Below are 25,492 nucleotides of genomic sequence, written 5' to 3' on the forward strand. Positions count from 1 at the left end.
AGGGCCGGCCCCCACGTTCCGGGTGCGGTTCAGGAGACACCGATGGCGACTGTCGATGTTAAAGCCTCTCGGGAGGCGGCCGGACTTCCCGTCGGGTATGACGGGCTGGCGATGTCGCTGCACTGGATCACGGCGCTGCTGGTGGTCACGCTGTTTGCCTTGGCCGAGACCTGGGGCTTCCTGCCGCGCGGCACGCCGCTGCGCCACGGCATGCAGTCGATCCATATTTCGCTCGGGCTGATGCTCGCCGCCGTATTTCTGGTGCGGCTGGTCTGGCGCAACACGGGCGCCCGCCGGGTGGCGCCCGTAGTCGGCGGTTTGCAGCATGTCGCAGCGCTGGCCGTGCATTACGGCCTCTATGGCTTGCTCGCGGTCCAGATCGTGCTCGGCTTCCTGTTCCGCTGGGCCGAGGGACCAATCGGGTTCTTCGGGCTTTTCGGCATCCCGTCCCCGCTCGTCATCGGCAAGACCGCCCATCACGAAATCGCCTACCTGCACGACAAGGTCGCCTGGATCATAATAATACTGGCGGGTGGACATGCGGCGATCGCTCTGGCGCATCGCTACATCCTGCACGATCACGTGCTGCAACGCATGCTGCCCCGGTGGTCGGCGCGGTAGACAGCGACGATGTCCCGGGAGAAGGTGCGGCCACCAGCACCGAGGGACGCACCATGATTCATATCGTCGCAGTTCTCACCGCCAAGATGGGCCACCGCGCCGCCTTGCTCGCGGCCTTCAAGTCGATCGTGCCCGCCGTCCACAGGGAGCCCGGCTGCATCGAGTATCAGGCGGTGATCGACCTCGATCACTCCCCGGCCAAATTCGGCGCCGACGCCGTGGTCGTGATCGAGAAATGGCAGGATCAGGCGGCGCTCGACGCCCATAACGAGGGCGCCGCGCTCAACGAGTTCCGTGAGAAGGTCACGCACATCATGGCCCAGGCGGACGTCTACCTATTGCAGGACGCCTGACCTTTCACCACGCCCGGTGGTTCAGCCTTGGATGTCGACCCAGGCGTGCGCGTCGGCCGAATGCAGGATCGCATCGGCCACCAGTTCGTTGAGGTAGCCGTCGCGGAAGTTCGGGGATGGCTGCCGCCCCTCCGCGATCGCCTTCATGAACAGATGGCACTCGATGATCTTGGTCTCGCCGTAGCCGATGCCGAGTGCCGGGATCGGCCATAGGCCCTCACCATGCGGATGCGCCGGCCCCGTATAGATCGTACGGAACCCGCGGAGATCGGCCGGGTCCTCGGCGAACATCACCTGCAGCTCGTCTCGCCGCTCGTAGTTGAAGACGATCGAACCCGTGCTGCCGTGGATCTCGAAGGTCAGGTAGTTGTTGCGGCCATAGGCGTTGCGCGTCGCCTCCAGTGAACCGACGGCTCCATCCTCGAAGCGGAGGAGCGTGATCACCTCGTCGTCGACATCGACGGGCGCGGTCGGAACTCCCGAGAGCCTTGTTGCGGCGCCCAGCTTGTCGGTAGCGCTGTTCTGCATCGGGCGTTCGGTGATGTAGGTGCGCGTGACGGCGTTGACGGCAGCGATCTCGCCCACGAGGTAGCGGGCCATGTCGATGACGTGCGTTGCGATGTCGCCGACCGCGCCGGAGCCCGCGATCTTCTTCTGGAACCGCCAGGACAGCGGGCCTGCAGGATCGGCGGACCAATCCTGCAGGTAGGTGCCACGGAAGTTGAGGACGGTGCCGATACGTCCGTCCTCGATGATCTTTCGCGCGAGCGCCACCGCGGGAGTATGGCGATAGTTGAAGGCGACCATGTGGATGACGCCGGCGGCTTCCACTGCATCCAGCATAGTCTTCGCCTCGGTCGCCGTCCGCGCCAGTGGCTTCTCGCAGATGATATGCTTCCCGGCCTGCGCGGCGGCGATGGCGATCTCCGCGTGGCTGTTGTTGGGTGTCACGATATCGACGATGTGGATCTCGGGGTCGTCGATGACGCGACGCCAGTCGGAAACGCCCTTGGCGAAACCGAGCCGGTTGGCGGCGTCCGTCGCCAGCTCATCGCTGACATCGGCGATCGTGTGCCGCACGGGAATGGCGGGCGCTGGCCAGAAGAACATCGGCATCGCGGCATAGGCCAGGGCATGGGCTTTCCCCATGAAGCCGCCGCCAATCATGCCGACATTGAGACGCTGCATGAGCGTGATCCTCTTCAGGAGACTTTGGAATGTTGCTGGAGCCAGGCGCGGCTGGCGCGGGCGCCGTCCAGCGGATCGGGCCAGAAGTCCAGCTCGACCGCAATCCAGCCGTCGAACCCGCGCGCATCCAGAACCTCGAGCGTCGGCCGTAGATCGAGATCGCCGCGATCGATCGGGGTGAACGCGAAGGGGTCGCGCTGCCAGCCCTTCAGATGCACGTAGGTGACGCGGTCGTAGTGCTCCTCGATCAGCGCCGCCGGGTCGCCGCCAGCGGCCGCCAGATGCGCCGTGTCGGGGCAGAAGCCGATTCGCGTATGGGCGAACACGTGGCGTATCTCGTCCGGCGTTTCGGCCATCGTCGTGAGATGCGGATGGTAATGCGCGGAGAGACCATGTTTTGCGGCGACATCCGCCACCCGGTCGAGCGCCGCGCCAAGCCGCTCGTAGTCGCCGTCCCGCACGCCGCCGGCGCGTTTCGCACCGCCGCCGACGACGAGATGCACCGCGCCCGCTTCGGCCGCCAAAGCAGCCGCCTTTTCGATCCGCCAGAACTCGTCGTCCAGAATGTCGGGATAGATGAAGTTGCCGCCGCTATAGACGGAGAGCAGGGACAGACCATGATCGGACAACAGGCGGCGGAATTGGCCGATGTCGCCGGCGTGCTCCAGCAGATTGCCGTCGAACACCTCGACCGCCTGATATCCGGCGGCGGCGATGTCGGCGAAGGCGCGACGCATGTCGCCGAAGGTCACGTAGAACAGGTCCTTGACCGAGGTGACACCGACCGGATGTCCGCCCAGCGGTCCCCAGCAGTTTGCGTGATAGGCGAGTTTCTCGCTCATTGCGGCCATTGATTTCCCCCAAGTCCCTTTATCGTCGGTTGACCGACACCGCGAAGATGATGATGGCGCCCTTGATGATCTCCTGCACGCTCGTCGAGAACCCCATCACCAGAAGCCCGAACCCGATGATGCCGATGAAGATGGCGCCGATCACCGACCCGATGATGGTGCCGTAGCCGCCGAACAGGCTGGTGCCCCCGATGATGACCGCTGCGATGACATCGAGCTCCAGGCCCGAACCAAGGCTCGGATTGCCGGCGGTGCTGCGGGCGGCGAGCATCATGCCGGCGAGCGCCGCCGTGGTGCCGCTCAGGACGAAGGCCCAGACTTTCGTCCTGTTCACGTTGATGCCGGAGAAGTTCGCAGCCAGCGCATTGCCGCCGACGGCCAGCACACGGCGCCCGAAGAGCGAGACATGCAGGAGGTAAAAGCCGGACAGCACAACCAGCAGCGTCCACCAGACGGGCGAGGCAACCGTCAGGAAACTACCGTTCCACAACGCGTTGTTGATGCCGTCGCTCACGATCGGCACGGGCATCGTGTTGGTGACGGTGAGGGCCGCGCCCGAGAAGACGCTGAGCATGCCGAGGGTCACCAGGAACGACGGTATCCGCAGGCGCGTCACCAGCAATCCGTTGATGGCGCCGATCGCGGCGCCCATGGCGAGCGTCAGCAGGGCGCTCGGCCATGCCGGCACGCCCGCATCAAGGAGCAGCGCCAGGATCATGCCCGAAAAGCTGGCGACCGACCCGACCGAAAGATCGATCTCGGCCGAGATGATGACAAAGGTCATACCGATCGCGATGACGGAGACGATGGCGGTGATGCGCAGAATGGCGCTGACAGTCGCCATGGTTGCGAAGTTCGGCGCGAAGATCGCAAAGAAGATCGTGACCCCGAGGAAGATGACGTAGGTAATGTAGTCGCGCAGCAGCCCGAGTAGCTTTGAGCCTTGGCTAGTCATGCAATCACCGGATTCTTTGAGGCTGTGAGTTCTTCTTGGAGCAGCGCCCGTAATCCGGCTTCGTCCAGACCCGGCTCCACTTCGCGCGTGATACGCCCGTCGATCATCAGCAGGATACGGTCGGCGGTCGTCGCCAGTTCCTCGAGTTCGGAAGAGATCAACAACACGCCGACGCCCCCCGCCGCGGTTCGCCGCATGAGCGCGCGCATCTCGGCCTTGGCGTTGACATCGACGCCCGAGGTCGGCTCGTCGAGGACGAGTACCCTCGGCGCGGTGGCGAGCCACTTTGCGAAGACAACTTTTTGCTGGTTGCCGCCGCTCAACTCGGACGCCGCCTGGCGCGGTCCACGCGCGTTGATGGCGAGAGCGCTGCGGAAGCGGGTGAACAGACCGTCGGCCTTGGTGCGGGAGTAGGCGGGCCAGTTGCCGCCCACGCGCAGCCGCTTGAGGTTGGGCAGCGAGATGTTCGCGGCCAGACCCTGGTCCAGCACCAGACCTTCGCGCCGCCGATCCTCCGGCACCAGAGCCAGGCCCGCCTGCACGGCATGCGCGGGATTGCCGGGCGGCACGATGCGGCCCTCGACCCTGACCTCGCCGACACGGTCCGGGATGAGGCCCACCAGCGCCTTCGCAAGCGTCGAGCGGCCGCTGCCGACGAGGCCCGCGATCCCCACCACCTCTCCGGCAGCCACCGTGAAGTTCAGGTCCCGCAGTTTCCGCCCGGTGTTCAGGCCGCGTACCTCGAGCGCCGCGGTGCCGGCTTTCGCGGCAGTAGCGCCCCGTGCTTCGGCGATCGCGGTGCTGCGCGACATCAGGGCCGAGATGTGGGACACCGATGTTTCCGCAGGGCGCATCGGCCCGATCAGCCGGCCATCCTTGATGAGGCTGATCCGGTCGCTGATGGAGAAGATCTCGGCCATCCGGTGGCTGATATAGATGATGCCGATCCCACGCGATTTGAGTTCGGTGATGATCCGCACCAGCACGACCTCTTCGCTGACGGTGAGAGAGGATGTCGGCTCATCCATGATGAGGACACGTGCCCCGCGCGCGACCGCCTTCAGAATCTCCACCATCTGCCGTTGCGCGAAGGGCAGACGCCCGACTTCCGCATCCAGGTCGAGCGGGAAGCCATAGAGCGCGATCAGCTTCGCGGCCTCGCGGCGCATCGCTCGCCGGCGAACGCTCCAGCCGAACCCCTTCGGCTCGCGCCCGAGGAAGATGTTGTCGGCGACGGTGCCGTTGGGCACCAGGCTGAGCTCCTGGAAGATCATCGCGATCCCCCGGCTCAGGTGCTCTCCAACCGATCCCCCGGCGATCGACTGACCATCGAGCGCGATTGTGCCGGCATCCTGGCGATGGACGCCCATGAGTATTTTCATGAGCGTCGACTTTCCGGCTCCGTTCTCGCCGAGGAGCGCGTGCACCTCGCCGGCGTCCAGCGAGAAATCCACTTCGGACAGAACGCGGTTCTGCCCGAAGCTTTTGCTGATGCCGCGCATCTCGATCAGTGGCACGCCGTGCTCCCGGGGATGATGAGGCTACGACCGCCCGTCAGAAGCACTTTCCCGCGCAGGCGGCGATCACGTTGTGCGGCGGCGGTTCATGCGTGACAATCTGCAGTGCACTCAGCAGGTCCAGCTTCTTCACGCGGAGCGTCGGCACTTCGATGTAGGGAGGCACCTTCTCGCCCAGCAACGCCATCGCGGCGGACTTCGCTTCGGCCACGCCCTGGTCGAAGGGACGTTGCGCCCCCACTGCCAGGAACTGGCCGCGCGCCACGAACAAGGCGCTGTCCGGCGCGAGGTCGTTGGTCGTGATGGTGACATGGCGGCCAAGTGTTTCCGCCGCGGCCACGACCTGCTCGGCAGGCGTGTCCCAGGCCACGAAGAAGCCCTTGAGCTTGGGATGTGCCGTCATCATGGCGGTTGCGACGCTGTAGGCAGCCTCCGGGCTTGCGAATGTGCCGACACCGTCGACCTTGATGCCGGGATATTCGGCGAAGGCCTTCAAGGCACCCACCTTCCGCACGTACACCGAGTAGTAGTAGTCGTAGACGAGGGTGATGACGCCGACTTCACCTTTCCCGCCCATGGAGTCAGCGAGCTGCTTCGCCGCAAAATAGGCGTTCTTCTCGTTGTCCGAGGCAGTCACCGAAACGTAGTCCTTGCCGGGCGCCATGCCGACGGGGACGTTGTCCATGAACACGAGCTTGATGCCGGCCGCCGCCGCCTTCTCATAAGCCGCGGCTTCGCTCTTCGGATCGATCGGGATCGAGAAGATCACGCTCGGCTTGCGCGCGACCATTTCCTCGAGGTCGCCGATCTGCGTTCCCGGCTGGAACTTCGCATCCGTGACCGCAACGACCTTGATGCCGAATCCGGCAAGAGTTTGCTTGATGCCTTGGACCTGCAGCAACGGCCAGCCTGCGGCCATCGTATGCATGACGATGCCGGCGGTGAAATTGCCGGCCTTGAGCTTGGCGATCTGATCGGGCGTGAACTGCAACACGTCCGGAGACGAGGCCGGTGCGCCCTTTGGAAAGCCAGGCACGACCTGGCCCGTCGGCGTCAGAGGCAACGGCGCCAGGAGCGCTTTCGCGTCAGGCGGGATGTTGTTGGGCCAGGAATAGCTCTGGGCCAGGGCCGGCACACTCATCAGCGCCAGCATTGCCGCAGCCGATGCGAGTTTCTTGTACAGTCTCATGACGTCATCCCCCTCTGATTTTCCTGTTGTTGTCAGTTCCGGCAGGCGCGCGCAAGTGGGCTATCCCGTGCTCGAGATATTGTCGAAGCCGCTGTTGAGAATTAAATCGCCGAACGGCCAGGACACGCGCGTTTTTTAGTCGATCGGCTGGAGGCCATACTTGCAGCGGCGCCGGCACGGGATACGCCACGTCCATGTCGAACATCTTAGCAATGTGCAGCCACAGAGGCTCCCAGCGGAAATAGTTGATCGGCAACATTCGATACGCCGCCCCCAACCTGCTCAACGATAAGCTGTTGAGCGTCCCGTAGTTCTTTAATCGTAATGAAGTCCTGCGTCAGCAGGATTGTCCTGTAGCCCAACTTCTTGCCCTCTACCGAAGCGGCCGCCGGCTCCGTCTGCCACGCCGACTGGTGCTCATCACCATCCTCCATCGTCGCCTTTTATTTTGAGTGTCACTTCAGGCTCGTTCATCCGGCCGACGGACGTCTGTCGCGTGCGAACGCGCGAAGACACGGCAGCGCAACATCTCACTCAGATCGAACATTCTGGACGGGTGGCGCCGCGACGATACCAACCATCCGACAGTCTGCTTTCCTCCGTTCTGGTCTAGGCCAGATGCAAGTTGTATGACACGTTAGCGGCTCCGGCTGAGGGCGCAAGAGCAATTTGAATGACGGACAGTGATTGACGCAAATGTTCCCGCCGTCATCCGTCCGGTCTTGTAATCGACGCCTCTGGCGCGCCGGCACCGAACAGACTTGCCGTTCAGACGCGAAAAGGAGCTAAGCTCGCGGGCGACTTGAAGTAACAACCGTCCGGCGCCAATGGGGAGGAAGGACGACACCATGCGATCGCGCAGCCGCACGGAACAACTGGCCGAAGCGTTGCGCGCACGTATCGGGCGCGGCCATTTCCCGGTCGGGTCCAAGCTGCCGTCAGAGCAAGCTCTCGCCGCCAACTTCCAGGTCAGCCGCACCGTTGTCCGCGAGGCGGTCACACGGTTGAAGGCGGACGGCCTGATCGAGACGCGGAAGGGCGCCGCCGCGCGGGTGCGCGCGGTCAAGGTGTTGCAGGATGGCGCGCTTTCCATCCCGCGCTCCATCGACGGGCTGCTTGGCTTTCTTGAGGTGAGGCGCGCGATCGAGGCCGAGATGGCTGCCCTGGCCGCCGAACGGCGCACGGAACAGCAATGCCAAGAGATTCACGAGGCGATGCTGGCGATCAGCCGGTCGACTGACGAGCCTAATCCGGGCGTCGAGGAAGATCTCAGCTTCCACCTCTCGATTGGCCGTGCCACCTCGAATGCCTACTGGAACCAGTTCGTGCGGCTGTTCACGGAGCCGATGCGCGCAGCGATCCGCCTGACGCGCGCCAACGAAGCGCGGAGCCGCAACTTCGCGTCCGATGTGGCGGAGGAGCACCGGCTCATCTTCGACGCCATCCGGCGCCAGAACCCAGAGGAGGCTCGCGCTGCGGCCCATGCCCACCTTGAAAACGCCGCGACCCGCGTGCTGCTCGCGGATCGGGAATTCTGGCAGCAGGAGGGGCGCCTGCTTGCCGAGGATTGGGCAGCCCAGGATGGCCTCGGCCGAGGATCTGCCGGTTAGCCGGGACGGCGGGAGCACACGCAACTGTTGACTGCGGACAGGGACCCGCAGGTTGCGAATGTTCGACCAAAGTGGAACAACGGTCCTCACACGGCAGACGCCGGGCGTCTGCCCCTTTGGATGGATTGGCTTCATGGCATCGCTTTTCGACCCCTTCACGCTCAAGTCGGTCACCCTCAAGAACCGCATCGCGGTGTCCCCGATGTGCCAGTATTCCGCCGATGACGGCATCATCAACGACTGGCACCATGTGCATCTGAACAGTCTTGCTCGCGGCGGATCGGGTCTGGTGATCGTCGAGGCCACTGCGGTTTCGCCCGAAGGGCGCATCACGCCCGGTTGCACGGGCATCTGGAGCGACGCCCACGCCGCGGCCTTCGCGCCGATTGTTGCAGCCATGAAGGCGACCGGGGCCGTTCCTGGCATCCAGATTGCCCATGCGGGACGCAAGGCGAGCGCAAACCGTCCTTGGGAAGGCGACGATCATATTCTCGCCGGTCAACCTGGCGCGTGGGAGACGATCGCGCCTTCGGCCATTCCGTTCGGCGCCAATCTTCCCAAGGTTCCACACGCGATGACAAAAGACGACATCGCGCGCGTCCAGCGGGATTTCGTGGCGGCGGCGGAGCGCGCCCGGGATGTGGGGTTCCAGTGGCTCGAGCTGCATATGGCGCACGGCTACCTCGGCCAAAGCTTCTGGTCCGCCTACTCGAACCAGCGCGACGACGACTACGGCGGCAGCGTCGAGAACCGCGGCCGCTTTATCCTTGAGACTGTAGACGCGGTTCGCCGCGTCTGGCCGCAGAACCTGCCGTTGACCGCGCGCTTCGGCGTGACCGAGTTCGACGGCAACGATCAGACGCTCGAGGACAGCATCGGTCTGATCCGGGAGATGAAGCAGCGCGGGCTGGACCTTATCGATGTGAGCATCGGATTTTCGACGCCGGAAGCGAAGATCCCCTGGGGGCCGGCGTTCATGGCGCCAATCGCGTCGCGCATAAAGCATGAGGTCGGCATCGCTGCTTCCACAAGCTGGTACGTGTCTCAACCCGAGCAAGCCGATGGGCTGGTACGGGATGACAAGGTGGATATCGTGATGCTCGGGCGGCCGTTGCTGGAAGATCCGCACTGGCCTTACCTGGCCGCGCGGGCGCTTGGCGTGGAGAAGGCGGCCTGGACGTTGCCCGCTCCCTATGCCCATTGGCTCGAGCGCTACCGCGCCGCCTGAGGCTGGGCTCCCGAACAATGACCTAGCCGGGACGGCGGAGGATGCATGCTCTTCACGCCTGTCCGCCTCTTCGGACTTGCGCTTCTGGTGGTCTTGCTTGGCGCGGGCGGCTTTTTCGCCTGGGCCAGTCAGCCGGCGATCGACGCGGCGCCGCCGCCGCCGCCGTCCGCCTTCAGCAAGGCGACTGTGGCGAAGGGCGCGCTGATTGCGTCCACCGGCTACTGCGCGGAGTGCCATACCGCGCCGGGTGGAGCTCCGTTCGCGGGCGGCTATCCGGTGGCGACCCCGTTCGGGACCATTTACGGCAGCAACATAACGCCCGATATGCAGACGGGCATCGGCAGTTGGTCGGAAGCGGCGTTCCGCAGAGCCATGCACAGGGGCATCGCCCGGAACGGCGAGCACCTCTATCCCGCTTTCCCCTACAACCACTTCACCCTGGTCAGCGACGACGATGTCGCTGCGCTCTATGCGTATCTGATGACGCGTGCTCCGGCGAACCATCGGGTGCCGGCTCCGCAGCTTCCGTTCCCGCTCAACATCCGCCTGGTTCTCGCAGGCTGGAACCTGTTGTTTCTGCATGAGGGTCGTTTTCAACCGGAGCCGAAACAGAGCGCCGCGTGGAACCGTGGCGCCTACATTGCCGAGGGTCTCGGCCACTGCGCCGCCTGCCACACGCCGCACAATGCCTTCGGGGCAGAAATCGCCTCGGCGCAATATGCCGGCGGTCATAGCGATGGCTGGCTCGCACCGGCCCTGAACCACGGCTCCCCGGCACCCGCTCCCTGGACCGAGGATGAGCTGGCAACCTACTTCGGCAACGGCTTTGTACAGAACCACGGCCTTGCGGCGGGTCCAATGCAGAACGTCACCGAAAATCTGCAACGCCTGCCGAGATCCGATCTCGATGCGTTGGCGACCTACATCGGTTCCTTCGAGCCGCCACCTTCGCCTGGCAAAACGGCTGAGGCCGTCGCCGCAGCCGACAGGGTTGCCTACCGCCCTGCAACCGCTCAGCAGATGAGCCTGCAAGGTCCGGCAACCAGCGGCGAGGCGATCTACGCGGGCGCCTGCGCTTCCTGCCATTTCCTCGGTGGCAACCAGCCGTTCTACCGGCCTGTCACGTCGGGGCTCAGCAGCGTCACGCATGCCCCCGACCCGGATAACTTCATCCAGATCGTGCTGCACGGCGTGCAGCCGCCGCCGGGCGCGGAAGAGCGATGGATGCCGCCCTTCGCAGGGGTGCTGACCCCATCGCAGATCGTGCTGCTCGCGCAGTATGTGCGTCATCATTTCACCGATGAGCCGGCCTGGACCAAGGTCGGCGATGCTGTCGCGCGCATCGAGAAGGAGGCACAGCGGTGATCACGCTCACTGTCAACGGTGTGACGCACCGGATCGGCACCGATCCGACAACTCCTTTGCTCTACGTGTTGCGCAACGAACTCAGGCTCAACGGCGCCAAGTTCGGGTGCGGGCTCGGCCAGTGCGGCGCGTGCACCGTCATCGTCGACGACGACCCGGTGTTCTCCTGCGTCGTGCCGATCTCCGTGCTCGAAGGCCGGTCGATCACAACGCTCGAGGGCCTGGGCACCGCGGACCAGCCGGGCATCGTGCAGAAGGCCTTCATCGAGGAGCAGGCGGCGCAATGCGGCTACTGCATTCCGGGCATGATCATGCGCAGCGAGGCTCTGCTCCGGCGGAACCGGTCGCCGACCGACCAGGAAATCAGGGACTGGATGCAGCCGAACCTCTGCCGGTGCGGCACTCACATGCGCATCATAAAAGCGATCCGGCGAGCAGCCGGAGAGGTTGCCGCGTGAGAACCCCCGCGGCGAACCCCAACGGCCCGACGGCGGCGCTGTCACGGCGCGGCTTCCTGGCCGGCAGCGGCCTTCTCGTGAGCTTCTCGCTGCTCGGCGGCCATGCTCATGCGCAAGCGGCGCCGCCCAAAGGCCCACCGTTCGGGGACCTGAAGCTGTACCCGTATCTCGACTCCTGGATCGGCATCGACGAGCACGGCGCGGTGACGGTCTATTCCGGCAAGGCGGAGCTGGGCCAAGGCGTGGAGACCGCGCTCATGCAATGCGCCGCCGAACAGCTTGCGGTTGAGCGATCATCGATCACGATGCTGATGGCGTCGACCACACGGATGCTGAACGAGGGCTACACCGCAGGCAGCGACTCGATGATGGCGAGCGGCACCGCGATTTTCCACGCTGCCGCTCAGGTGCGCGAGATCCTGTTGGGATGGGCGTCGACCGACCTCGGCGTGGCCGTATCCCAGCTGAGGGCGGAGAACGGCATCGTCACCGCCCCCCAAGGCCAGCGCCGCGCCTACGGCGATCTTGTGAAGGGCCGCTCGCTGCATGTGCAGGCGAGCAATCAGCCAAGCCTCATCCCGCCCGAACGATACCGGATCGTCGGCAAGAACGTGCCGAGGCTCGATATCCCGCGCAAGCTCACCGGCGAGCCCATCTACGTCCAGGACATGCGCCTGGACAACATGGTTCACGCGCGGATCGTGCGCCCGCCCAATTACGGCTCGACTCTGGTTAGCGTCGACACCTCCACCATCGAGAGAATGCCGGGCGTCATCAAGGTGGTGCGCCAGAACAACTATCTCGCCGTCATCGCCGAGGGGGAATATCAGGCGGTCGTGGCGATGCGCGCGTTGCAGCAGGCGGCGCAATGGCGAGTGCCGGACATCCTGCCCGACATGAACACGATCGTTCCGCGCCTCCAAACCATGAAGGCGGATACGAAGGTGCTCGATCACCGCGGCGGCGGCGCGATCACCGGTGGCGATGTCATCCAGGCGCGCTACACGCGGCCCTACATGATGCACGCCTCCATCGGGCCGTCCTGCGCGGTTGGCCGATACGACGGCCAGCGCCTCACTGTCTGGACCCACACTCAGGGCGTTTACCCGCTTCGGAACACGATCGCCGACATGCTTGGGATGCCGCAGGACCAGGTGGATTGCGTCTTCGTCGAGGGCTCCGGCTGCTACGGCCACAATGGGGCAGACGACGTGGGCGCCGATGCCGCCATCGTCGCGATGGCGCTCCCCCGCCGCCCGGTGCGGGTGCAGTGGATGCGCGAGGACGAGCATGGCTGGGAGCCCTACGGCTCGCCGATGATCGCCGAGGTGCGTGGCACGCTCGACGCCAGCGGCATGATCGCCGGCTGGGACTACGAGCTGTGGAGCATGACCTTCATGACCCGCCCCTCGGGGAAGGCCGCCAACCTGATGCCGGCCTGGTATCTCCCGGCGCCGGCGGGGCCTTCGCAGGGCGCGCAGATCCCGCTGCCGAGCGGCGGCGGCGATCGCAACGCCGTCCCTACCTACGCGCTGCCGAACACGAACATCATCTACCACTACATCCCGGAGATGCCGCTCCGGGTGTCGGCGCTGCGCTCCCTCGGCGGCTACATGAACGTTTTTGCAGTCGAAAGCTTCATGGATGAGCTGGCGCTCGCGGCCAAAACAGACCCGGTGGCGTTCAGGCTCAGGCATCTGCCGGCCCAGCGGTCCCGCGACGTGGTGGAGATGGCAGCCGAGAAGTTCGGCTGGTCCGACACGCAGACGCTGCCACCCGGCCACGGCAAGGGGTTCGGGTTTGTGGTCTACGAGACGATCAAGGCCCTCTGCGCCGTCGCCGTGGAGGTCGCGGTGAACTCCGACACGGGACAGATCCGCATCGTCCGGGCCGTCGCCGCCGTCGACGCGGGCAATGCCGTCAACCCAGACGGCATCCAGAACCAGATCCAGGGCTGCATCATGCAGGCCTCGAGCTGGACTCTCTACGAATCCGTCACCTGGAGCGAGACCGAGATCACCAGCCGGGACTGGAGCAGCTATCCCATCATGCGGTTCGACAACGTGCCGGACAGCGTCGAGGTGCATGTCATCAACCGGCCTGGGCAGCCGTTTCTCGGCACCGGCGAGGCCGGCATGGGCCCGACCCCCGCCGCGATCGCCAACGCCCTCGCGGATGCGACGGGCCTTCGTATGCGCGATCTACCGTTGACGGCGGAGAAGGTCAGGCAGGCGATGCTGGGGTAGGACGCGCTTCCGGCTTCAGGCGTAACGGGTCTTTTCGGCAAGCTCGGCGCGCAGCAGCGCCATGGCGTGGCGCACCGTCGCCATGCGGATGGACGTGCGGCCGCCGGGGAAGTTCCGCGACTTCGCAATGGTCTGGGTAGGTGACGCGACGCCGAACCAGATCAGCCCCACAGGCTTCGTCGCCGTTCCGCCGCCGGGCCCCGCCACGCCGGTCACGGAGATGGCGAGGTCCACCTCGGCCGAGCGGCGTGCGCCTTCCGCCATGGCCCGCGCGACAGCCTCGCTGACCGCGCCCTCGCTCGCGATCAGCTCGGGCGGCACGCCGAGCATTCGTGTCTTGGCGGCATTGGAATAGGTCACCGCTCCGCCGTCGACGACATCGGAGGAGCCGCCGATCGCCGTCAGCAGCCCGGCGATGAGGCCGCCGGTACAACTCTCGGCGGTCGTGATGCGCCAGCCTCGCGCGCGGGCGCCAGCGAGCACCGCTTCGGCTTCCGCCAGCATCTCCTGTGGGAACAAAACCGCCTCCTCATCCAAAGAGCATGGGTTTCCAGAGCAGCAGCGCCCAGAGGATCACGGCCCCGGCTGCGCCCGCAATGACGTCATCGCCCATGATGCCGAAGGCGGAGTTAACGCGGTCCGCCCAGCCGATCGGCCCCGGCTTGGTGATGTCGAGCAGCCGGAACAGGGCGAAGGCGGCGGCCACTCCGATCAAGCTAAGATGGGCGAGCCCGAGCAGGGTGATCCATTGCCCGGCGACCTCGTCGATCACGACCCAACCTGGGTCGTCGTTCGCCCGGGCGGCGCGGATGGCCAACACGCCGCCTACCGCCGCGATGACCGCCGCCAGTGCCAAAACCCCGTGGCCGCCGTACCGAAGGAGGGCCGCGCCGACGAGAAGCGCCACCGCCGAGGCCGCCGTGCCGGGCGCCCACGGAAAGAAACCGATGCCGCAGGCGCTCGCGATCGTCCGGCCGGCGGCGACACCCTGCGGGCGGCCAGTGGTCAGTGCAGCCACGGCTGCAGCGGATATGTCACGGCCTGCCCTTCCTTGGCGCGGTAGATGCCAATGCCCTCGATGACGCGCTCCACATAGTTGCGCGTCTCGTCGAAAGGAATGAGCTCGATCCAGTCGAGCACGTCGGGGCCGCCGGGCGCGCGGAAGTCCCCGTTCTGCGCGAGCCATTGTTCGACCCGGTTCGGCCCGGCGTTGTAACTCGCGATGGCCAGCGGCAGGCAGTTGTCGAACTGCGCCAGAAGCCCCGAGAAATAGACGCTCCCCAGCGTCATGTTCAAATCCGGGTCCTGCGTGAGCTGTCCTTCCGAGAGGGCGACGCCCTGCTGCTGCGCCACGAGCCGCGCCGTGGCGGGCATCAGCTGCATGAGGCCGAGCGCGCCCGACGGACTTTCGGCCGCGACATCGAAGCTGCTCTCCTGCCGGATGAGGCCGAGCGCGACCGCGGGTTCGACGCCGGCGCTGGCCGGCGGCTGGAATGGCGTCGGCCATCCGTCGGCCACCAGCATCGTGCCGTGCAGTCCGGCGAAGCGGGCGATGCCGACGGCGGCGGCCGGCGTTTGCAGCCCGAGCGCGAGATCGGCCGTCATCGCCAGATCGGCGGGGTCGGGCGCGATGGTCCCGATGTCGAGCAGGAAGGTGCCGGCGCGGCGGGGCTCGTTCCACGCCACGAGGTAGGCGGCGGCGCGCGCCACTTCGCGGCCTGCGAAGTCCAGCGCGTCGGTGGTGCTCCAGCCCGGTGCGGGCGCCGCCAGGATGCGGGCGTTCAGCGCGGCGGGAGTGTCGCCGAGGGCCAATGCCGCCAGCTGCCCATAGAAGGTGGTCGGCCAACCGGCGGCAATCCGGTATTCGGCTGCCGCCTGCATGGTGCGGCCCTCGGCTGCCAGCGTGTGGGCGAGCCAGTAGTGGGCGCGCGCCTGGGTAATGACGGCGGAGGACAGGCTGGCGAGCGTGCGGAAATGCGGCTCGGCCTTTCCCGTGTCATGCAGCATGCGCAGCGCGATGAAGCCGGCGAGGAACTCCTCGTCGCCCCGATCGGCGGGGGCGGGCGGTTTGATGAGGTCGGCGAGGGTGTAGGCCTGGGCGAGGTCGTTGTCGGTCACCAGAGCGCGGGCGAGGTGGGCCGCCTCGCTCCATAGCGCATGCTGCTGCACCGGCAGTCCGGCGGCCATGGCGGCGTTCCCGCGGCTCAGCCAGAAGGCATAGGCATCCGGGTCGCTGGCGTTGTGGCGCAGGAAGCGCACGGCCGCCAGGAACAGCCCGGGATCCTGCTGGCGCGCGGCGGGCAGGGCCGCCAACAGGGCCTCGCCGTCCGGATTATTTGCGTTGAGCGCCACCCACACCTGGGCCTCGGGCTGATCGGCGGACGAGAGGCGGGTGATCTGGGCCTCCGCCGCCGGCGACGCCTCCCGCGCGAGCGCCACGAATCGCGCCCATTCGTCCGCGGGTTGCAGCGTGCTGCCCCACTGGCCGAGGAAGACGCCGACATCCGCCTCATCGGTGATGCCCGTGCCGGTCCAGGCACGTCGCGCAGCCTCGGCGGCGTCCTTCGTGTCCTGGGCCGCGGTGAAGGCGTCGGCGCAGCGGAGCAACGCCGGCGCGCCCACCGGCAGGCGCCATTTGCACTGCGCGAGCGCCGTCGGCTGATCCGGCTCATCCGTCAGCGCCTGTTCCCAGCGGGTCTCCAGCAGGCCCTGCTGGGGCCAGTCGGGACTGTTCTGCATGAAGGCGCCTATCTCGGCGGCGCTCGCTTCGCCGCGGGTAAGCAGACGATAGTAGGTGACGAGTTTAGCCGCGACGGGATCGGCGTATTGCGCCGCCATGGCATTCGCCTGCGCCCAGTCACGGGCCGCGACCGCGTCCATCGGGGTTTCAACTGGAGCTTGAGCTTCGGCGGCGGAAGGGAGGAGGAGCGACAGGGAGACGAAGGCGAGGGCTACCAGAAGTCTCGTCACAGCCGGCCTAATCCTTTTGTGTCAGGCCATCATCGCCCAATGGAGGCGGTTCGCAAAGAGCACGATCCACCCACGCTGGGCTAATTCATGTCGTGGGCGTTCCCACTTGTTCCTCCGTTGCAGGAGGGGCGTCCGCTAGCGGCTTGCGACCCGCCGCCGCCGGTCCTACCTTCCACCGTTCAACGCGCCCGATCGCCGCACCCGCTCAGCCGAGGATACGACCATGTTCAAGGGCTCGCTTGTCGCCCTGATTACCCCGATGCGGGCCGACGGCACGGTCGATGAGCCCGCCCTGGAGCGTTTCGTCGACTGGCAGATCGCCGAGGGCACGCATGGGCTGGTTCCTGTCGGCACCACCGGCGAGTCGCCGACGCTCAGCCATGAGGAGCACCGGCGGGTGGTCGAGATCACCATCGCCGTCGCTCGTGGCCGCGTGCCGGTGATTGCGGGGGCCGGTTCCAACAGCACGGCGGAGGCGATCGATCTCGCCCGCCATGCCCGGCGGGCCGGGGCCGATGCGGCTCTCGTGGTCACGCCCTATTACAACAAGCCGACCCAGGAGGGTCTCTACCTGCATTACAAGACGATAGCGGACAGCGCCGACATTCCCATCATCGTCTACAACGTGCCGGGCCGCAGCGTGGTGGATGTCACTACCGAGACCATGGCCCGGCTGGCGAAGCACCCCAACATCGTCGGCGTGAAGGATGCGACCGCCAACCTCTCGCGCCCGCTCCATGTCCGCCGCGCCTGCGGGGAGAATTTCTGCCAGCTGTCCGGCGAGGACCACACGGCGGTGGCCCACCTCGCCTCCGGCGGCGTCGGCTGCATCAGCGTCACCGGCAATGTGGCGCCCCGCCTGCTCAGCGCGATGCATACGGCCTGGCAGCGCGACGACGTGGCCGAGGCCATCGCCATCCAGCACCGCCTGGTGCCGCTGCATGACGCGATGTTCGTCGAGACCAATCCCGGACCGGTGAAATACGCCGCCCATCTGCTGGGCTTCGGCGAGGCCGATTGCCGCCTGCCCCTGGCCCCGGTGAGCCAGGCAACCCGCACGCAGGTCCGTGCGGCGATGGTAGAGGTCGGTCTCCTCAACTGACATGGCAGAAACCAAATCCAAGTCCGGACTGATCTCGCACGGCATCGCCTCCCAGAACCGCAAGGCGCGCTTCGACTACACGATCAAGGAGACGGTCGAGGCGGGCATCGTCCTCAAGGGCGCGGAGGTGAAGTCCCTGCGGCATGGCCGCGCGACCCTCACCGAGGCATGGGCCGGCGAGCGCGACGGCGAGTTGTGGCTGTTCAACGCCTACATCCCCGAATATCAGGCGGGCGTGCTGTCGCGGTTCGAGCCGAGGGCGCCGCGCAAGCTGCTGCTCAAGCACAAGCAGATCAACCAGCTGTCGGGCCAGGTGGCGCGCAACGGCGTCACCCTCGTGCCCCTGCAGATCCACTTCAACGATCGCGGGCGCGCCAAGGTGCTGCTCGGCGTCGGCGAGGGCCGGCAGAAGGCCGACAAGCGCCACGCCGTCGCGGCGAGGGATTGGCAGCGGGACAAGGCCCGCCTGATGCGCAACAAGGGATGACCGCTGAGGTCGCACGGCTCGGCATCGCCCGGCCGTCGGGGTTGGTGATCGCCCTGCTGTCGTGCGTCGTGCTGGTCGTCGTCTCCATCGCCTTCGTCGACCGGCCGCTCGCGCTGTTCATGCACGGGCTTTTCCATCGCAGCCATTGGCTGCTGCCCCTGGCCGGCATCGGCCAAATCCCCAAGTCGCTTGCGGGGCCCGCCTTGATCGTTGCCGCTCTGGCCGGCTGGTTCGGCTGGCGGCCGGGGCGCCTGGGCTGGTCCATCGTCGCCTGTTCCGTGGCCGTCGTCATCGCGGGCTCTGCCAAGGCGGCGCTGAAATTCGCCTTCGGCCGCACCTGGCCGGAGCCCTGGCTCGGCAGCAACCCGTCGCTGGTCGGCAACGGCGCCTACGGCTTCTCGCCCTTCCACGGCGGCGAGGGCTGGGCATCCTTCCCCTCCGGCCATACCGCCGCGATCGGCGCGGTCGCCGGCGTCCTCTGGTGGCGGGCGCCGGGGCTGCGCTGGCTGTGGGCGCTGCTCGTCGTGCTCACTGCGGCGGGGCTCGTCGCAGACACCTACCATTTCCTCGGCGACGTCATCGCCGGCGGCTACCTCGGCTTCGCCTGCGGTCGCGCAACGCTGCTCATGCCCGCTTTGGCGCCGCACGCTGCCGAACCTGTCGTATGAACGAGACCACGGACCGGCTGCTGATGGCCGAGGCGCTCGCTCTGGCGCGCGCGGCTCTCGGCATCACGGCGCCCAATCCCGCCGTCGGCTGCGTGATCGCGTCGGGTGACCGCATCGTCGGGCGCGGCGCGACGCAGCCGGGCGGCCGGCCGCATGCCGAGGTCGTGGCTCTCGCCAATGCGGGCGAGGCGGCGCGCGGCGCTACCGCCTACGTCACGCTCGAACCCTGCGCGCATCACGGGCGCACGCCGCCCTGCGCCGATGCGCTGATCGCGGCAGGCGTGGTGCGGGTGGTCGTCGCCCATGCGCATGACCCCGATCCGCGCGTCCAGGGGCGCGGCATCGCCCGGCTGCGGGCTGCCGGCCTTCAGGTCGAGACCGGCCTCATGGCCGAGGAAGCCGCCGCCATCCTCGCCGGTTTTGTGAAAAGCGTGACGCAGGGGCTGCCCTGGGTGACGCTGAAGCTCGGGGTGACGCTCGACGGCTGCATCGCCACCAGAACCGGTGAGAGCCGCTGGATCACCGGCCCGGCGGCGCGCGGCGTGGTCCAGCAGATGCGCGCGGAGCATGACGCCATCCTCGTCGGCATCGGCACAGTTCTCGCCGACGATCCCGGTCTGCGTTGCGGGCTTCCCGGTCTGGGCGACCGCCCGCGCTGGCGCGTGGTGGCCGACAGCCAGCTCCGCACGCCGCTCGGCAGCCAGATCGTGCGGGCGGCGCGGACGCATGCTCTCATCCTGCTCGCAAGCCCCGATGCCCCGGCCGAGACCGCGCGCTTGCTGCGTGAGGCGGGCGTCACCATTCTTCATACCCAGACCGAGCCGTCCGGACGTATCGATCTCGTCGCAGCCCTGAAACGATTGAGCGAAATCGGGTTGACGTCCATTCTGAGCGAGGGCGGCGGTCGCATGGCGGGCGCCCTGCTGAGAGCAGGTCTCGTGGATCGGCTGGCCTGGCACCGCGCCCCGTTGCTGCTGGGCGATGGCGGGCTGCCGGCGATAGAGGGCCTTGGCGTCGAAAGGCTGGCAGACGCATTTCGACTGCGTCTTTTGTCGCGGCAGGAGTATGCAGAGGACGTGCTGGAAACGTATGAACTTTTAACGCCTCCTCCTGAGCGTGAAATAGGCGCCGAACCCGTATCCGCCGTGTCTTCTGGAACCTCTGCATGACCCATCTGCAGCCTATCCCTTCACCGACGGAGCCGATGCTGGACTGCCATCCCCGGATGCCCGTGATGATCCCGATCGGCCCTGCGGGCGTCCCTGCCGAGTTCGTCGGCTTCGACGGGCTGGATGGCCTCGAGCACGTCGCGATCCGCTTCGCCGGCCGCCACCCGGACGCGTCCCGCCCGGTTCTGGTGCGGCTGCATTCCGAATGCCTCACCGGCGACATCTTCGCCTCGGCCCGCTGCGACTGCGGCCGGCAGCTGCATGAGGCGATCGAGCTGCTCTCGGAGGAGGGCGGCATCCTGCTCTATCTGCGGCAGGAGGGCCGCGGCATCGGCCTCTACGCCAAGCTCGACGCCTACCGGCTGCAGGACAAGGGCATCGACACCTACACCGCGAACCGCTGGCTGAACCTGCCGGAGGACGCCCGGAACTACACCGTCGGCGCGCGGATGCTGCAGGCGTTGGGCGTCGAGCGCATCCGGCTCATGACGAACAACCCGGACAAGGTGGCGCAGTTGACCGCCGCGGGCATCGACGTGGCCGAGGTCCGCCGCACCGGCGTTTATGTCACGGATGCGAACCGGGCCTATCTCCAGGCGAAGTTCGAGCACCGGCACATGATCGACCCGGCCGCCATCCTGCGCGGCGCAAGCCCCGGTGACGAGCCAGCGGAGTGATCTCCGGGCGCAAATAGGCAAGCCGCGGGTCGCATCCATCCGCACAAGGCCGTCGGCCAACGCGCATCCTGCGCCGCCTGCCCGTCTACCCCGAAGAAAGTCCCCATGGCCCCGCCATCCAGCCTTCAGCCGCAATACATTTTGACGATCGCATCGCCCGACCGGCCGGGCATCGTCGCCGCGGTGACCTCGTTCCTGTTCGAGGCCGGAGGCAACATCCTCGAGGCCCAGCAGTTCGACGATCTGCAGAGCAGCCGCTTCTTCATGCGCGTGGTCTTCGTGGCCGAGGCGGCTGAGACCGCCGCCTATGCCGAGCAGTTCCGCGCCCGGTTCGCCCCCATCGCCGAGCGGTTCGGCATGGAGTGGGCGCTCCGCGACCGGCGGGAAAAACGGCGGGTGATGATCCTCGTCTCGAAGTTCGATCATTGCATGGTCGATCTCCTTTACCGCTGGCGGATCGGCGAGTTGCCTATGGACATCACCGCCATCGTCGCCAACCACCCGCGCGAGACCTACGCCAACGTCGACTTCTCCGGCCTGCGCTTCCACCATCTGCCGATGACGCGCCAGACCAAGATGGAGCAGGAGGCCGAGCTTTGGGATCTGGTGCGGGCGACGGATACGGATCTCGTCGTGCTCGCCCGCTACATGCAGGTGCTCTCGGACGGGCTGACGGCCAAGCTGAGTGGCCGATGCATCAACATCCACCACTCGTTCCTGCCGGGCTTCAAGGGCGCCAAGCCCTACCACCAGGCGTATGAGCGCGGGGTGAAGCTGATCGGCGCCACCGCCCACTACGTCACCAGCGATCTCGATGAAGGTCCGATCATCGAGCAGGACGTCGAGCGGATCAGCCACGCCGACACGCCCGAAAGTCTGGTGCGCAAGGGCCGCGACATCGAGCGGCGGGTGCTGGCCCGCGCCGTCCGCTACCACCTCGACGGGCGCGTCATCCTCAACGGCGGCAAGACCGTCGTCTTCACGGAATAGAGGCGATGACGGCACGGATCATCGACGGCCGGGCCTTCGCGGCCGGCATTCTGGCCGAGGTCGCGACGGAGACGGCGGCATTGGCCGCCATGGGCATCGTGCCGGGGCTGGCCGTGGTGCTGGTAGGCGAGGACGCCGCGAGCCAGGTCTATGTGCGCAACAAGGCGCGCAGGACGAAAGAGGCCGGCATGGCCTCGTTCGAGTATCGTCTCCCGGAGGATACCGCCGAGACGGCGCTGCTGGCGTTGGTGGCCGAGCTGAACGACGATCCCGCGGTGCATGGCATTCTGGTGCAGCTGCCGCTGCCGGGACACATCGACACCGCGCGTGTTCTCGATGCTGTCTCGCCGGACAAGGACGTGGACGGTTTCCATGTCATCAACGCCGGGCGGCTGGCGGCGGGCCTGCCCGGCCTCGTGCCCTGCACGCCTTTGGGCTGTCTGCTCATGCTGAAGGCGGAACTCGGCGACCTTTCCGGCGCGCGCGCCGTGGTTCTCGGCCGTTCCAACATCGTCGGCAAGCCGATGGCGGCGCTGCTGCTGCGGGAGAGCTGCACGGTTACCATCGCGCATTCCCGCACCCGAAACTTCCCCGACGAGTGCCGGCGGGCCGACATTCTGGTGGCGGCAGTCGGTCAACCCGAGCTGGTGCGCGGCGACTGGATCAAGCCGGGCGCGACGGTCCTCGATGTCGGCATCAACCGGGTCGCCACCGAGGGCAACAATACGCGGTTGGTCGGCGACGTGGCCTTTGCCGAGGCGCTCACGGTTGCCGGACGCATCACGCCGGTGCCGGGCGGTGTCGGGCCGATGACGATCGCCTGTCTGCTGCGGAACACGCTGACCGCGGCGAGACGTTCAGCGCGCTAGCAATCCCGCCAGAGCCAGCAGCAGGGCCGGCGGCATGACGATGGCGCCGCGCGCGAGGAAGGCGGCGAACGTCACGTCCTCGCCCTCCCGGCGGATCGCCGTCAGCCACAGGATCGTCGCCAGCGAGCCCGTAATCGACAAATTTGGCCCCAGATCGACCCCCACCAGAAGGGCGTCGGTCACCGTCCGAGGCAGATGTGCGGTGGTGACGGTGGAACTCGCGATGAGCCCCGCCGGCAGGTTGTTCATGATGTTGCAGACCAGCGCGATCACGATGCCCGCGCCCCAGGCCGTGGCCTGCGCCGCGTGCTGCGCCTCCGCGTGCATCCGGTTCGCGAGCAGCGTCAGCACGCCGGTGTGACGCAGACCCTCGACCAGCACGAACAGGCCCGCGACCAGGGGCAGCACCAGCCAGGAGATGCCCTGCAGCGTCTCCCACGGCGCCTCGCGCTTGCGCCACAGAACGAAGATGGCGGTGGCCCCGCCCGCCAGCGCCGTCGGCAGACCGAGCTGGACGTCAGCCGCTGACGCCGCGAGCAGCACGATTGCGGTCACGCCGATCCCGATCGCCGCCGCCAAGCCGCCTCGGGAAAGCTCCGGCTGTTCGACTTCGGCGTCGACGCTCCCGGACAGGTGGCGCCGCTCGATCACCAGCAACGCGCCGAGTGTCGCACCGATCGAGAGCACCGACGGCAACAGGAAATGACCGAGCCAAAGCCCCAGCGGCGGCATGTGATTGCCGTACAGCACGAGGTTGGCGGGGTTGGAGATCGGCAGCAGAAAGCTCGCCGCATTCGCGATGAACGCGCAGACGAAGAGGTAGGGCAGCGGATTGGCCTGCGCCCGCTTGGCGGCGGCAAAGACTGCCGGCGTCATCACCACCGCGGTCGCGTCGTTCGACAGGAAGGCGGTCACCACGGTGCCGACCGCGTAGATGAGCAGAAACAGCCGTCGCGCGGACCCACCGGATCGGCGCACGGCGAAGGCGGCCAGCCAGTCGAACAGGCCCTCGCGCCGGGCGACCTCGCTCAGCAGCATCATGCCGGTGAGGAACAGGTAGACGTCGGTTCCGCGTCCGACGGCCTGGAGCGCGTTCCGCCACGGCAGAAGGCCCGCGACGACGAGGAGCACCGCGCCACTGACGGCCCAAACCGCTTCGGGCAGCCGCCATGGGCGAATGATGACGCCGGCTGTCGCCACCAGCACGACGAGCCACGTCAGTGCATGGCTCAGCGCCATCCTCGGGCGTGAACTTAAGCCGCGACATCCTGATGGAAGGTGTTGCCCGCCGTCGTTGCCGCAACATGCCCGGTGCGGATCACGAAATCGCCGAAACGCTCGCCTGGCTGGCGCTGCCCGGCGTAGTCGCGGAACAATGGCCCAAGTGCCGCTACAATGGCGTCCTGCCCGACATCGGCCCGGTACAGCTTGTTCAGCCGGTCCCCGTTGAAGCTGCCGCCGAGGTAGAGGTTGTACGTCCCCGGACCGCGACCGACAAAGGCGATCTCGGCGAGATAGGGCCGCGCGCAGCCATTGGGGCAGCCCGTCATGCGGATGACGATCTCGTCCTCCCGCAGACCCGCGCCCGCGAGTTCACCTTCGAGCACCGTCAGCAACTCGGGCATGTAACGCTCGCTTTCGGCAAGGGCGAGCCCGCAGGTCGGTAGTGCCACGCAGGCCATGGCGTTGCGGCGAAGGCCGGTATCGGCCGTGGTCGCCATGTCATGCTCGGCGAGCAGCGCCTCGACCACCGGCTTCTGCGCGGCCGAAATGTTGGCGATGGTGAGGTTCTGGTTCGGCGTCAGGATGATGACGCCGCCATCCAGCATCCGGGCGATCGCGCGCATGCCGCTCTGGATGCGCTTCGTGGTCCAGTCCTTGATGCGCCCGCTCTCGATGAACAGCGTCACATGCCATGCGCCGTTATCGCCCTCGACCCAGCCGTAGCGGTCCCCGCGCCCGGTAAAGACCGGCACATGCGCCAGCCCGAGCGTGTAACCCAGCCGCTGCTCGACCTCGCGCCTGAACCAGTCGATCCCGTGCGTCTCGATCGTGTATTTGAGCCGCGCATGCTTCCGCACCGAGCGGTCGCCATAGTCGCGCTGCACGATCAGGACCTTCTCCGCCACATCGACCGCCTGTTCGGGCGTGCAGGAGCCAAGATGGTCCGCGGTGCGTGGGAAGGTATCGGTCTCACCGTGGGTCATGCCCATGCCGCCGCCGACCAGCACGTCCCAGCCGATGATCTGCTCGTCTTGAAGGATGGCCACGAAGGAGAGGTCGTGGGCGTAGACATCGACATCGTTCTGCGGCGGAACGGCGACCGTGATCTTGAACTTTCGCGGCAGGTAGGTGCGGCCATAGATCGGCTCGTCTTCCTCACCCGCGTCACGCGACGTATCGACGACGTTTTCGCCGTCGACCCAGATCTCGTGATAGGCGGTGGTGCGCGGCGAGAGGTGGTCGCTGAGATCCTCGGCCAGCTTCAGCGCCGCCGCATGCTGCGCCGTCTCATACGGGTTGACCGCGCACATCACGTTGCGGTTCACGTCCCCGCAGGCGGCCAGCGTGTCCAGCAGCGCCTTGTTGATGCTGTTGATGGCCGGCCGCAGGTTGCTCTTGATGATGCCGTGGAACTGGATCGCCTGTCGCGTCGTGATGCGCAGCGTGCCGTTGGCGCGTTCCTCGGCGATGTCGTCCAGCGCCAGCCACTGCGCCGGCGTCATCTGCCCGCCGGGCACCCGCACGCGGGCCATGAAGCTGAACGCCTTCTCCATTTTCTTCCGGCCGCGCTCGGGCCTAAGGTCGCGGTCGTCCTGCTGATAGATGCCGTGGAACTTCGTGAGCTGGGTGTCGTCCTCGTCGAGCTGGCCGGTGATGACCTCGCCCAGGCCCTCGGCGATGCCGCCGCGCAGGCCGTGGCTCTCGGCCTTGATGTGCTCGTTGCGGGATAGCTTCTTCTCTGATGTGTCCGACACG

At 66.8% G+C, this 25,492-nt stretch carries 25 protein-coding genes; 14 read left to right on the forward strand and 11 right to left on the reverse strand.

Annotated elements, in window-relative coordinates:
- Nucleotides 1–42 precede the first annotated feature (42 nt).
- Together ACOEQ1_RS17585 and ACOEQ1_RS17590 are read left to right on the forward strand one after the other, a co-directional pair.
- Nucleotides 43–621, forward strand: a complete 579-nt coding sequence (locus ACOEQ1_RS17585) for a cytochrome b (protein WP_419760518.1) — start codon at nt 43–45, stop codon at nt 619–621.
- A 53-nt stretch (nt 622–674) separates the two neighbouring features.
- Nucleotides 675–974, forward strand: coding sequence for a putative quinol monooxygenase (locus ACOEQ1_RS17590; RefSeq protein WP_419760519.1), 300 nt, complete (start codon nt 675–677; stop codon nt 972–974).
- Between the two features lie 21 nt (nt 975–995).
- Here the strand turns inward: ACOEQ1_RS17590 and ACOEQ1_RS17595 are convergent, their stop codons facing one another.
- The 6 genes from ACOEQ1_RS17595 to ACOEQ1_RS17620 all read right to left on the reverse strand — a co-directional run bounded on the left by ACOEQ1_RS17595 (nt 996) and on the right by ACOEQ1_RS17620 (nt 7,108).
- The gene (locus ACOEQ1_RS17595; protein ID WP_419760520.1) at nt 996–2,162 is read right to left on the reverse strand and encodes a Gfo/Idh/MocA family protein; all 1,167 of its coding nucleotides are present in this window, start codon (nt 2,160–2,162) and stop codon (nt 996–998) included.
- Between the two features lie 14 nt (nt 2,163–2,176).
- Nucleotides 2,177–3,004, reverse strand: coding sequence for a sugar phosphate isomerase/epimerase family protein (locus tag ACOEQ1_RS17600; protein WP_419760521.1), 828 nt, complete (start codon nt 3,002–3,004; stop codon nt 2,177–2,179).
- A gap of 28 nt (nt 3,005–3,032) precedes the next feature.
- Nucleotides 3,033–3,968: an ABC transporter permease gene (locus ACOEQ1_RS17605; RefSeq protein WP_419760522.1), complete on the reverse strand. Its 936-nt coding sequence runs from the start codon at nt 3,966–3,968 to the stop codon at nt 3,033–3,035.
- Nucleotides 3,965–5,485, reverse strand: a complete 1,521-nt coding sequence (locus ACOEQ1_RS17610; protein ID WP_419760523.1) for a sugar ABC transporter ATP-binding protein — start codon at nt 5,483–5,485, stop codon at nt 3,965–3,967. The genes ACOEQ1_RS17605 and ACOEQ1_RS17610 overlap by 4 nt, the downstream gene beginning before the upstream one ends.
- Before the next feature lie 37 nt (nt 5,486–5,522).
- A complete protein-coding gene (locus tag ACOEQ1_RS17615) occupies nt 5,523–6,674 on the reverse strand; it encodes a substrate-binding domain-containing protein (protein WP_419760524.1) in 1,152 nt (383 codons plus the stop codon).
- Nucleotides 6,675–6,880: 206 nt separating this feature from the next.
- Nucleotides 6,881–7,108, reverse strand: coding sequence for a hypothetical protein (locus ACOEQ1_RS17620; protein WP_419760525.1), 228 nt, complete (start codon nt 7,106–7,108; stop codon nt 6,881–6,883).
- A gap of 414 nt (nt 7,109–7,522) precedes the next feature.
- On the opposite strand from ACOEQ1_RS17620, the gene ACOEQ1_RS17625 reads away from it, so the two are divergent.
- The 5 genes from ACOEQ1_RS17625 to ACOEQ1_RS17645 all read left to right on the forward strand — a co-directional run bounded on the left by ACOEQ1_RS17625 (nt 7,523) and on the right by ACOEQ1_RS17645 (nt 13,581).
- Nucleotides 7,523–8,284, forward strand: a complete 762-nt coding sequence (locus ACOEQ1_RS17625; protein ID WP_419760526.1) for a FadR/GntR family transcriptional regulator — start codon at nt 7,523–7,525, stop codon at nt 8,282–8,284.
- A gap of 133 nt (nt 8,285–8,417) precedes the next feature.
- Nucleotides 8,418–9,512, forward strand: coding sequence for an NADH:flavin oxidoreductase/NADH oxidase (locus tag ACOEQ1_RS17630; protein ID WP_419760527.1), 1,095 nt, complete (start codon nt 8,418–8,420; stop codon nt 9,510–9,512).
- 45 nt (nt 9,513–9,557) lie between these two features.
- A complete protein-coding gene (locus ACOEQ1_RS17635) occupies nt 9,558–10,877 on the forward strand; it encodes a c-type cytochrome (protein WP_419760528.1) in 1,320 nt (439 codons plus the stop codon).
- On the forward strand, nt 10,874–11,335 hold the full coding sequence (locus ACOEQ1_RS17640) for a (2Fe-2S)-binding protein (protein ID WP_419760529.1): 462 nt from the start codon (nt 10,874–10,876) through the stop codon (nt 11,333–11,335). Before ACOEQ1_RS17635 ends, ACOEQ1_RS17640 begins: the two co-directional genes overlap by 4 nt.
- The gene (locus ACOEQ1_RS17645) at nt 11,332–13,581 is read left to right on the forward strand and encodes a molybdopterin cofactor-binding domain-containing protein (RefSeq protein ID WP_419760530.1); all 2,250 of its coding nucleotides are present in this window, start codon (nt 11,332–11,334) and stop codon (nt 13,579–13,581) included. The genes ACOEQ1_RS17640 and ACOEQ1_RS17645 overlap by 4 nt, the downstream gene beginning before the upstream one ends.
- 15 nt (nt 13,582–13,596) lie before the next feature.
- Here the strand turns inward: ACOEQ1_RS17645 and ACOEQ1_RS17650 are convergent, their stop codons facing one another.
- Genes ACOEQ1_RS17650 through ACOEQ1_RS17660 form a run of 3 tightly spaced genes read right to left on the reverse strand, consistent with a single transcriptional unit; the run spans nt 13,597 to nt 16,551 of the window.
- The gene (locus tag ACOEQ1_RS17650; protein ID WP_419760531.1) at nt 13,597–14,100 is read right to left on the reverse strand and encodes a CinA family protein; all 504 of its coding nucleotides are present in this window, start codon (nt 14,098–14,100) and stop codon (nt 13,597–13,599) included.
- A gap of 10 nt (nt 14,101–14,110) precedes the next feature.
- Complete coding sequence (locus ACOEQ1_RS17655; RefSeq protein WP_419760532.1) at nt 14,111–14,599, reverse strand: phosphatidylglycerophosphatase A; 489 nt, start codon at nt 14,597–14,599, stop codon at nt 14,111–14,113.
- Entirely contained in the window at nt 14,587–16,551 is a 1,965-nt protein-coding gene (locus ACOEQ1_RS17660; protein WP_419760533.1) for a transglycosylase SLT domain-containing protein, read from the reverse strand. Before ACOEQ1_RS17660 ends, ACOEQ1_RS17655 begins: the two co-directional genes overlap by 13 nt.
- Before the next feature lie 223 nt (nt 16,552–16,774).
- Here ACOEQ1_RS17660 and dapA point away from each other — a divergent pair, with 223 nt between their 5' ends.
- From dapA to ACOEQ1_RS17695, 7 genes are all read left to right on the forward strand, one after another.
- A complete protein-coding gene (gene dapA / locus ACOEQ1_RS17665) occupies nt 16,775–17,653 on the forward strand; it encodes a 4-hydroxy-tetrahydrodipicolinate synthase (RefSeq protein ID WP_419760534.1) in 879 nt (292 codons plus the stop codon).
- A gap of 1 nt (nt 17,654) precedes the next feature.
- Nucleotides 17,655–18,140, forward strand: coding sequence for an SsrA-binding protein SmpB (gene smpB, locus ACOEQ1_RS17670; RefSeq protein ID WP_419760535.1), 486 nt, complete (start codon nt 17,655–17,657; stop codon nt 18,138–18,140).
- Entirely contained in the window at nt 18,137–18,808 is a 672-nt protein-coding gene (locus ACOEQ1_RS17675) for a phosphatase PAP2 family protein (protein WP_419760536.1), read from the forward strand. Before smpB ends, ACOEQ1_RS17675 begins: the two co-directional genes overlap by 4 nt.
- Nucleotides 18,805–19,977, forward strand: coding sequence for a bifunctional diaminohydroxyphosphoribosylaminopyrimidine deaminase/5-amino-6-(5-phosphoribosylamino)uracil reductase RibD (ribD, locus tag ACOEQ1_RS17680; RefSeq protein WP_419760537.1), 1,173 nt, complete (start codon nt 18,805–18,807; stop codon nt 19,975–19,977). The genes ACOEQ1_RS17675 and ribD overlap by 4 nt, the downstream gene beginning before the upstream one ends.
- The gene (locus ACOEQ1_RS17685) at nt 19,974–20,654 is read left to right on the forward strand and encodes a GTP cyclohydrolase II (RefSeq protein WP_419760538.1); all 681 of its coding nucleotides are present in this window, start codon (nt 19,974–19,976) and stop codon (nt 20,652–20,654) included. The genes ribD and ACOEQ1_RS17685 overlap by 4 nt, the downstream gene beginning before the upstream one ends.
- A 105-nt stretch (nt 20,655–20,759) precedes the next feature.
- Entirely contained in the window at nt 20,760–21,644 is an 885-nt protein-coding gene (purU, locus tag ACOEQ1_RS17690; protein ID WP_419760539.1) for a formyltetrahydrofolate deformylase, read from the forward strand.
- Between the two features lie 5 nt (nt 21,645–21,649).
- On the forward strand, nt 21,650–22,513 hold the full coding sequence (locus ACOEQ1_RS17695; RefSeq protein ID WP_419760540.1) for a bifunctional 5,10-methylenetetrahydrofolate dehydrogenase/5,10-methenyltetrahydrofolate cyclohydrolase: 864 nt from the start codon (nt 21,650–21,652) through the stop codon (nt 22,511–22,513).
- On the opposite strand, the gene ACOEQ1_RS17700 is transcribed toward ACOEQ1_RS17695, so the two are convergent.
- Entirely contained in the window at nt 22,502–23,752 is a 1,251-nt protein-coding gene (locus ACOEQ1_RS17700) for an arsenic transporter (protein WP_419760541.1), read from the reverse strand. The genes ACOEQ1_RS17695 and ACOEQ1_RS17700 overlap by 12 nt on opposite strands.
- 14 nt (nt 23,753–23,766) lie before the next feature.
- Complete coding sequence (locus ACOEQ1_RS17705; RefSeq protein ID WP_419760542.1) at nt 23,767–25,491, reverse strand: NADPH-dependent assimilatory sulfite reductase hemoprotein subunit; 1,725 nt, start codon at nt 25,489–25,491, stop codon at nt 23,767–23,769.
- Between the last annotated feature and the right edge of the window lies 1 nt (nt 25,492).

The organism is Acidisoma sp. (assembly GCF_965199065.1).
Lineage (GTDB): Bacteria > Pseudomonadota > Alphaproteobacteria > Acetobacterales > Acetobacteraceae > Acidisoma.

What these genes read in the sequence shown, in the direction of transcription:
- ACOEQ1_RS17585 (WP_419760518.1), top strand. Translation starts at nt 43, where the DNA reads ATGGCGACTGTCGATGTTAAAGCCTCTCGGGAGGCGGCCGGACTTCCC.
- smpB (WP_419760535.1), top strand. Translation starts at nt 17,655, where the DNA reads ATGGCAGAAACCAAATCCAAGTCCGGACTGATCTCGCACGGCATCGCC.
- ACOEQ1_RS17635 (WP_419760528.1), top strand. Translation starts at nt 9,558, where the DNA reads ATGCTCTTCACGCCTGTCCGCCTCTTCGGACTTGCGCTTCTGGTGGTC.
- ACOEQ1_RS17620 (WP_419760525.1), bottom strand. Translation starts at nt 7,108, where the DNA reads ATGGAGGATGGTGATGAGCACCAGTCGGCGTGGCAGACGGAGCCGGCG.
- ACOEQ1_RS17630 (WP_419760527.1), top strand. Translation starts at nt 8,418, where the DNA reads ATGGCATCGCTTTTCGACCCCTTCACGCTCAAGTCGGTCACCCTCAAG.
- ACOEQ1_RS17700 (WP_419760541.1), bottom strand. Translation starts at nt 23,752, where the DNA reads ATGGCGCTGAGCCATGCACTGACGTGGCTCGTCGTGCTGGTGGCGACA.
- ribD (WP_419760537.1), top strand. Translation starts at nt 18,805, where the DNA reads ATGAACGAGACCACGGACCGGCTGCTGATGGCCGAGGCGCTCGCTCTG.
- ACOEQ1_RS17625 (WP_419760526.1), top strand. Translation starts at nt 7,523, where the DNA reads ATGCGATCGCGCAGCCGCACGGAACAACTGGCCGAAGCGTTGCGCGCA.
- ACOEQ1_RS17605 (WP_419760522.1), bottom strand. Translation starts at nt 3,968, where the DNA reads ATGACTAGCCAAGGCTCAAAGCTACTCGGGCTGCTGCGCGACTACATT.
- ACOEQ1_RS17600 (WP_419760521.1), bottom strand. Translation starts at nt 3,004, where the DNA reads ATGAGCGAGAAACTCGCCTATCACGCAAACTGCTGGGGACCGCTGGGC.
- dapA (WP_419760534.1), top strand. Translation starts at nt 16,775, where the DNA reads ATGTTCAAGGGCTCGCTTGTCGCCCTGATTACCCCGATGCGGGCCGAC.
- ACOEQ1_RS17695 (WP_419760540.1), top strand. Translation starts at nt 21,650, where the DNA reads ATGACGGCACGGATCATCGACGGCCGGGCCTTCGCGGCCGGCATTCTG.
- purU (WP_419760539.1), top strand. Translation starts at nt 20,760, where the DNA reads ATGGCCCCGCCATCCAGCCTTCAGCCGCAATACATTTTGACGATCGCA.
- ACOEQ1_RS17595 (WP_419760520.1), bottom strand. Translation starts at nt 2,162, where the DNA reads ATGCAGCGTCTCAATGTCGGCATGATTGGCGGCGGCTTCATGGGGAAA.
- ACOEQ1_RS17675 (WP_419760536.1), top strand. Translation starts at nt 18,137, where the DNA reads ATGACCGCTGAGGTCGCACGGCTCGGCATCGCCCGGCCGTCGGGGTTG.
- ACOEQ1_RS17590 (WP_419760519.1), top strand. Translation starts at nt 675, where the DNA reads ATGATTCATATCGTCGCAGTTCTCACCGCCAAGATGGGCCACCGCGCC.
- ACOEQ1_RS17685 (WP_419760538.1), top strand. Translation starts at nt 19,974, where the DNA reads ATGACCCATCTGCAGCCTATCCCTTCACCGACGGAGCCGATGCTGGAC.
- ACOEQ1_RS17615 (WP_419760524.1), bottom strand. Translation starts at nt 6,674, where the DNA reads ATGAGACTGTACAAGAAACTCGCATCGGCTGCGGCAATGCTGGCGCTG.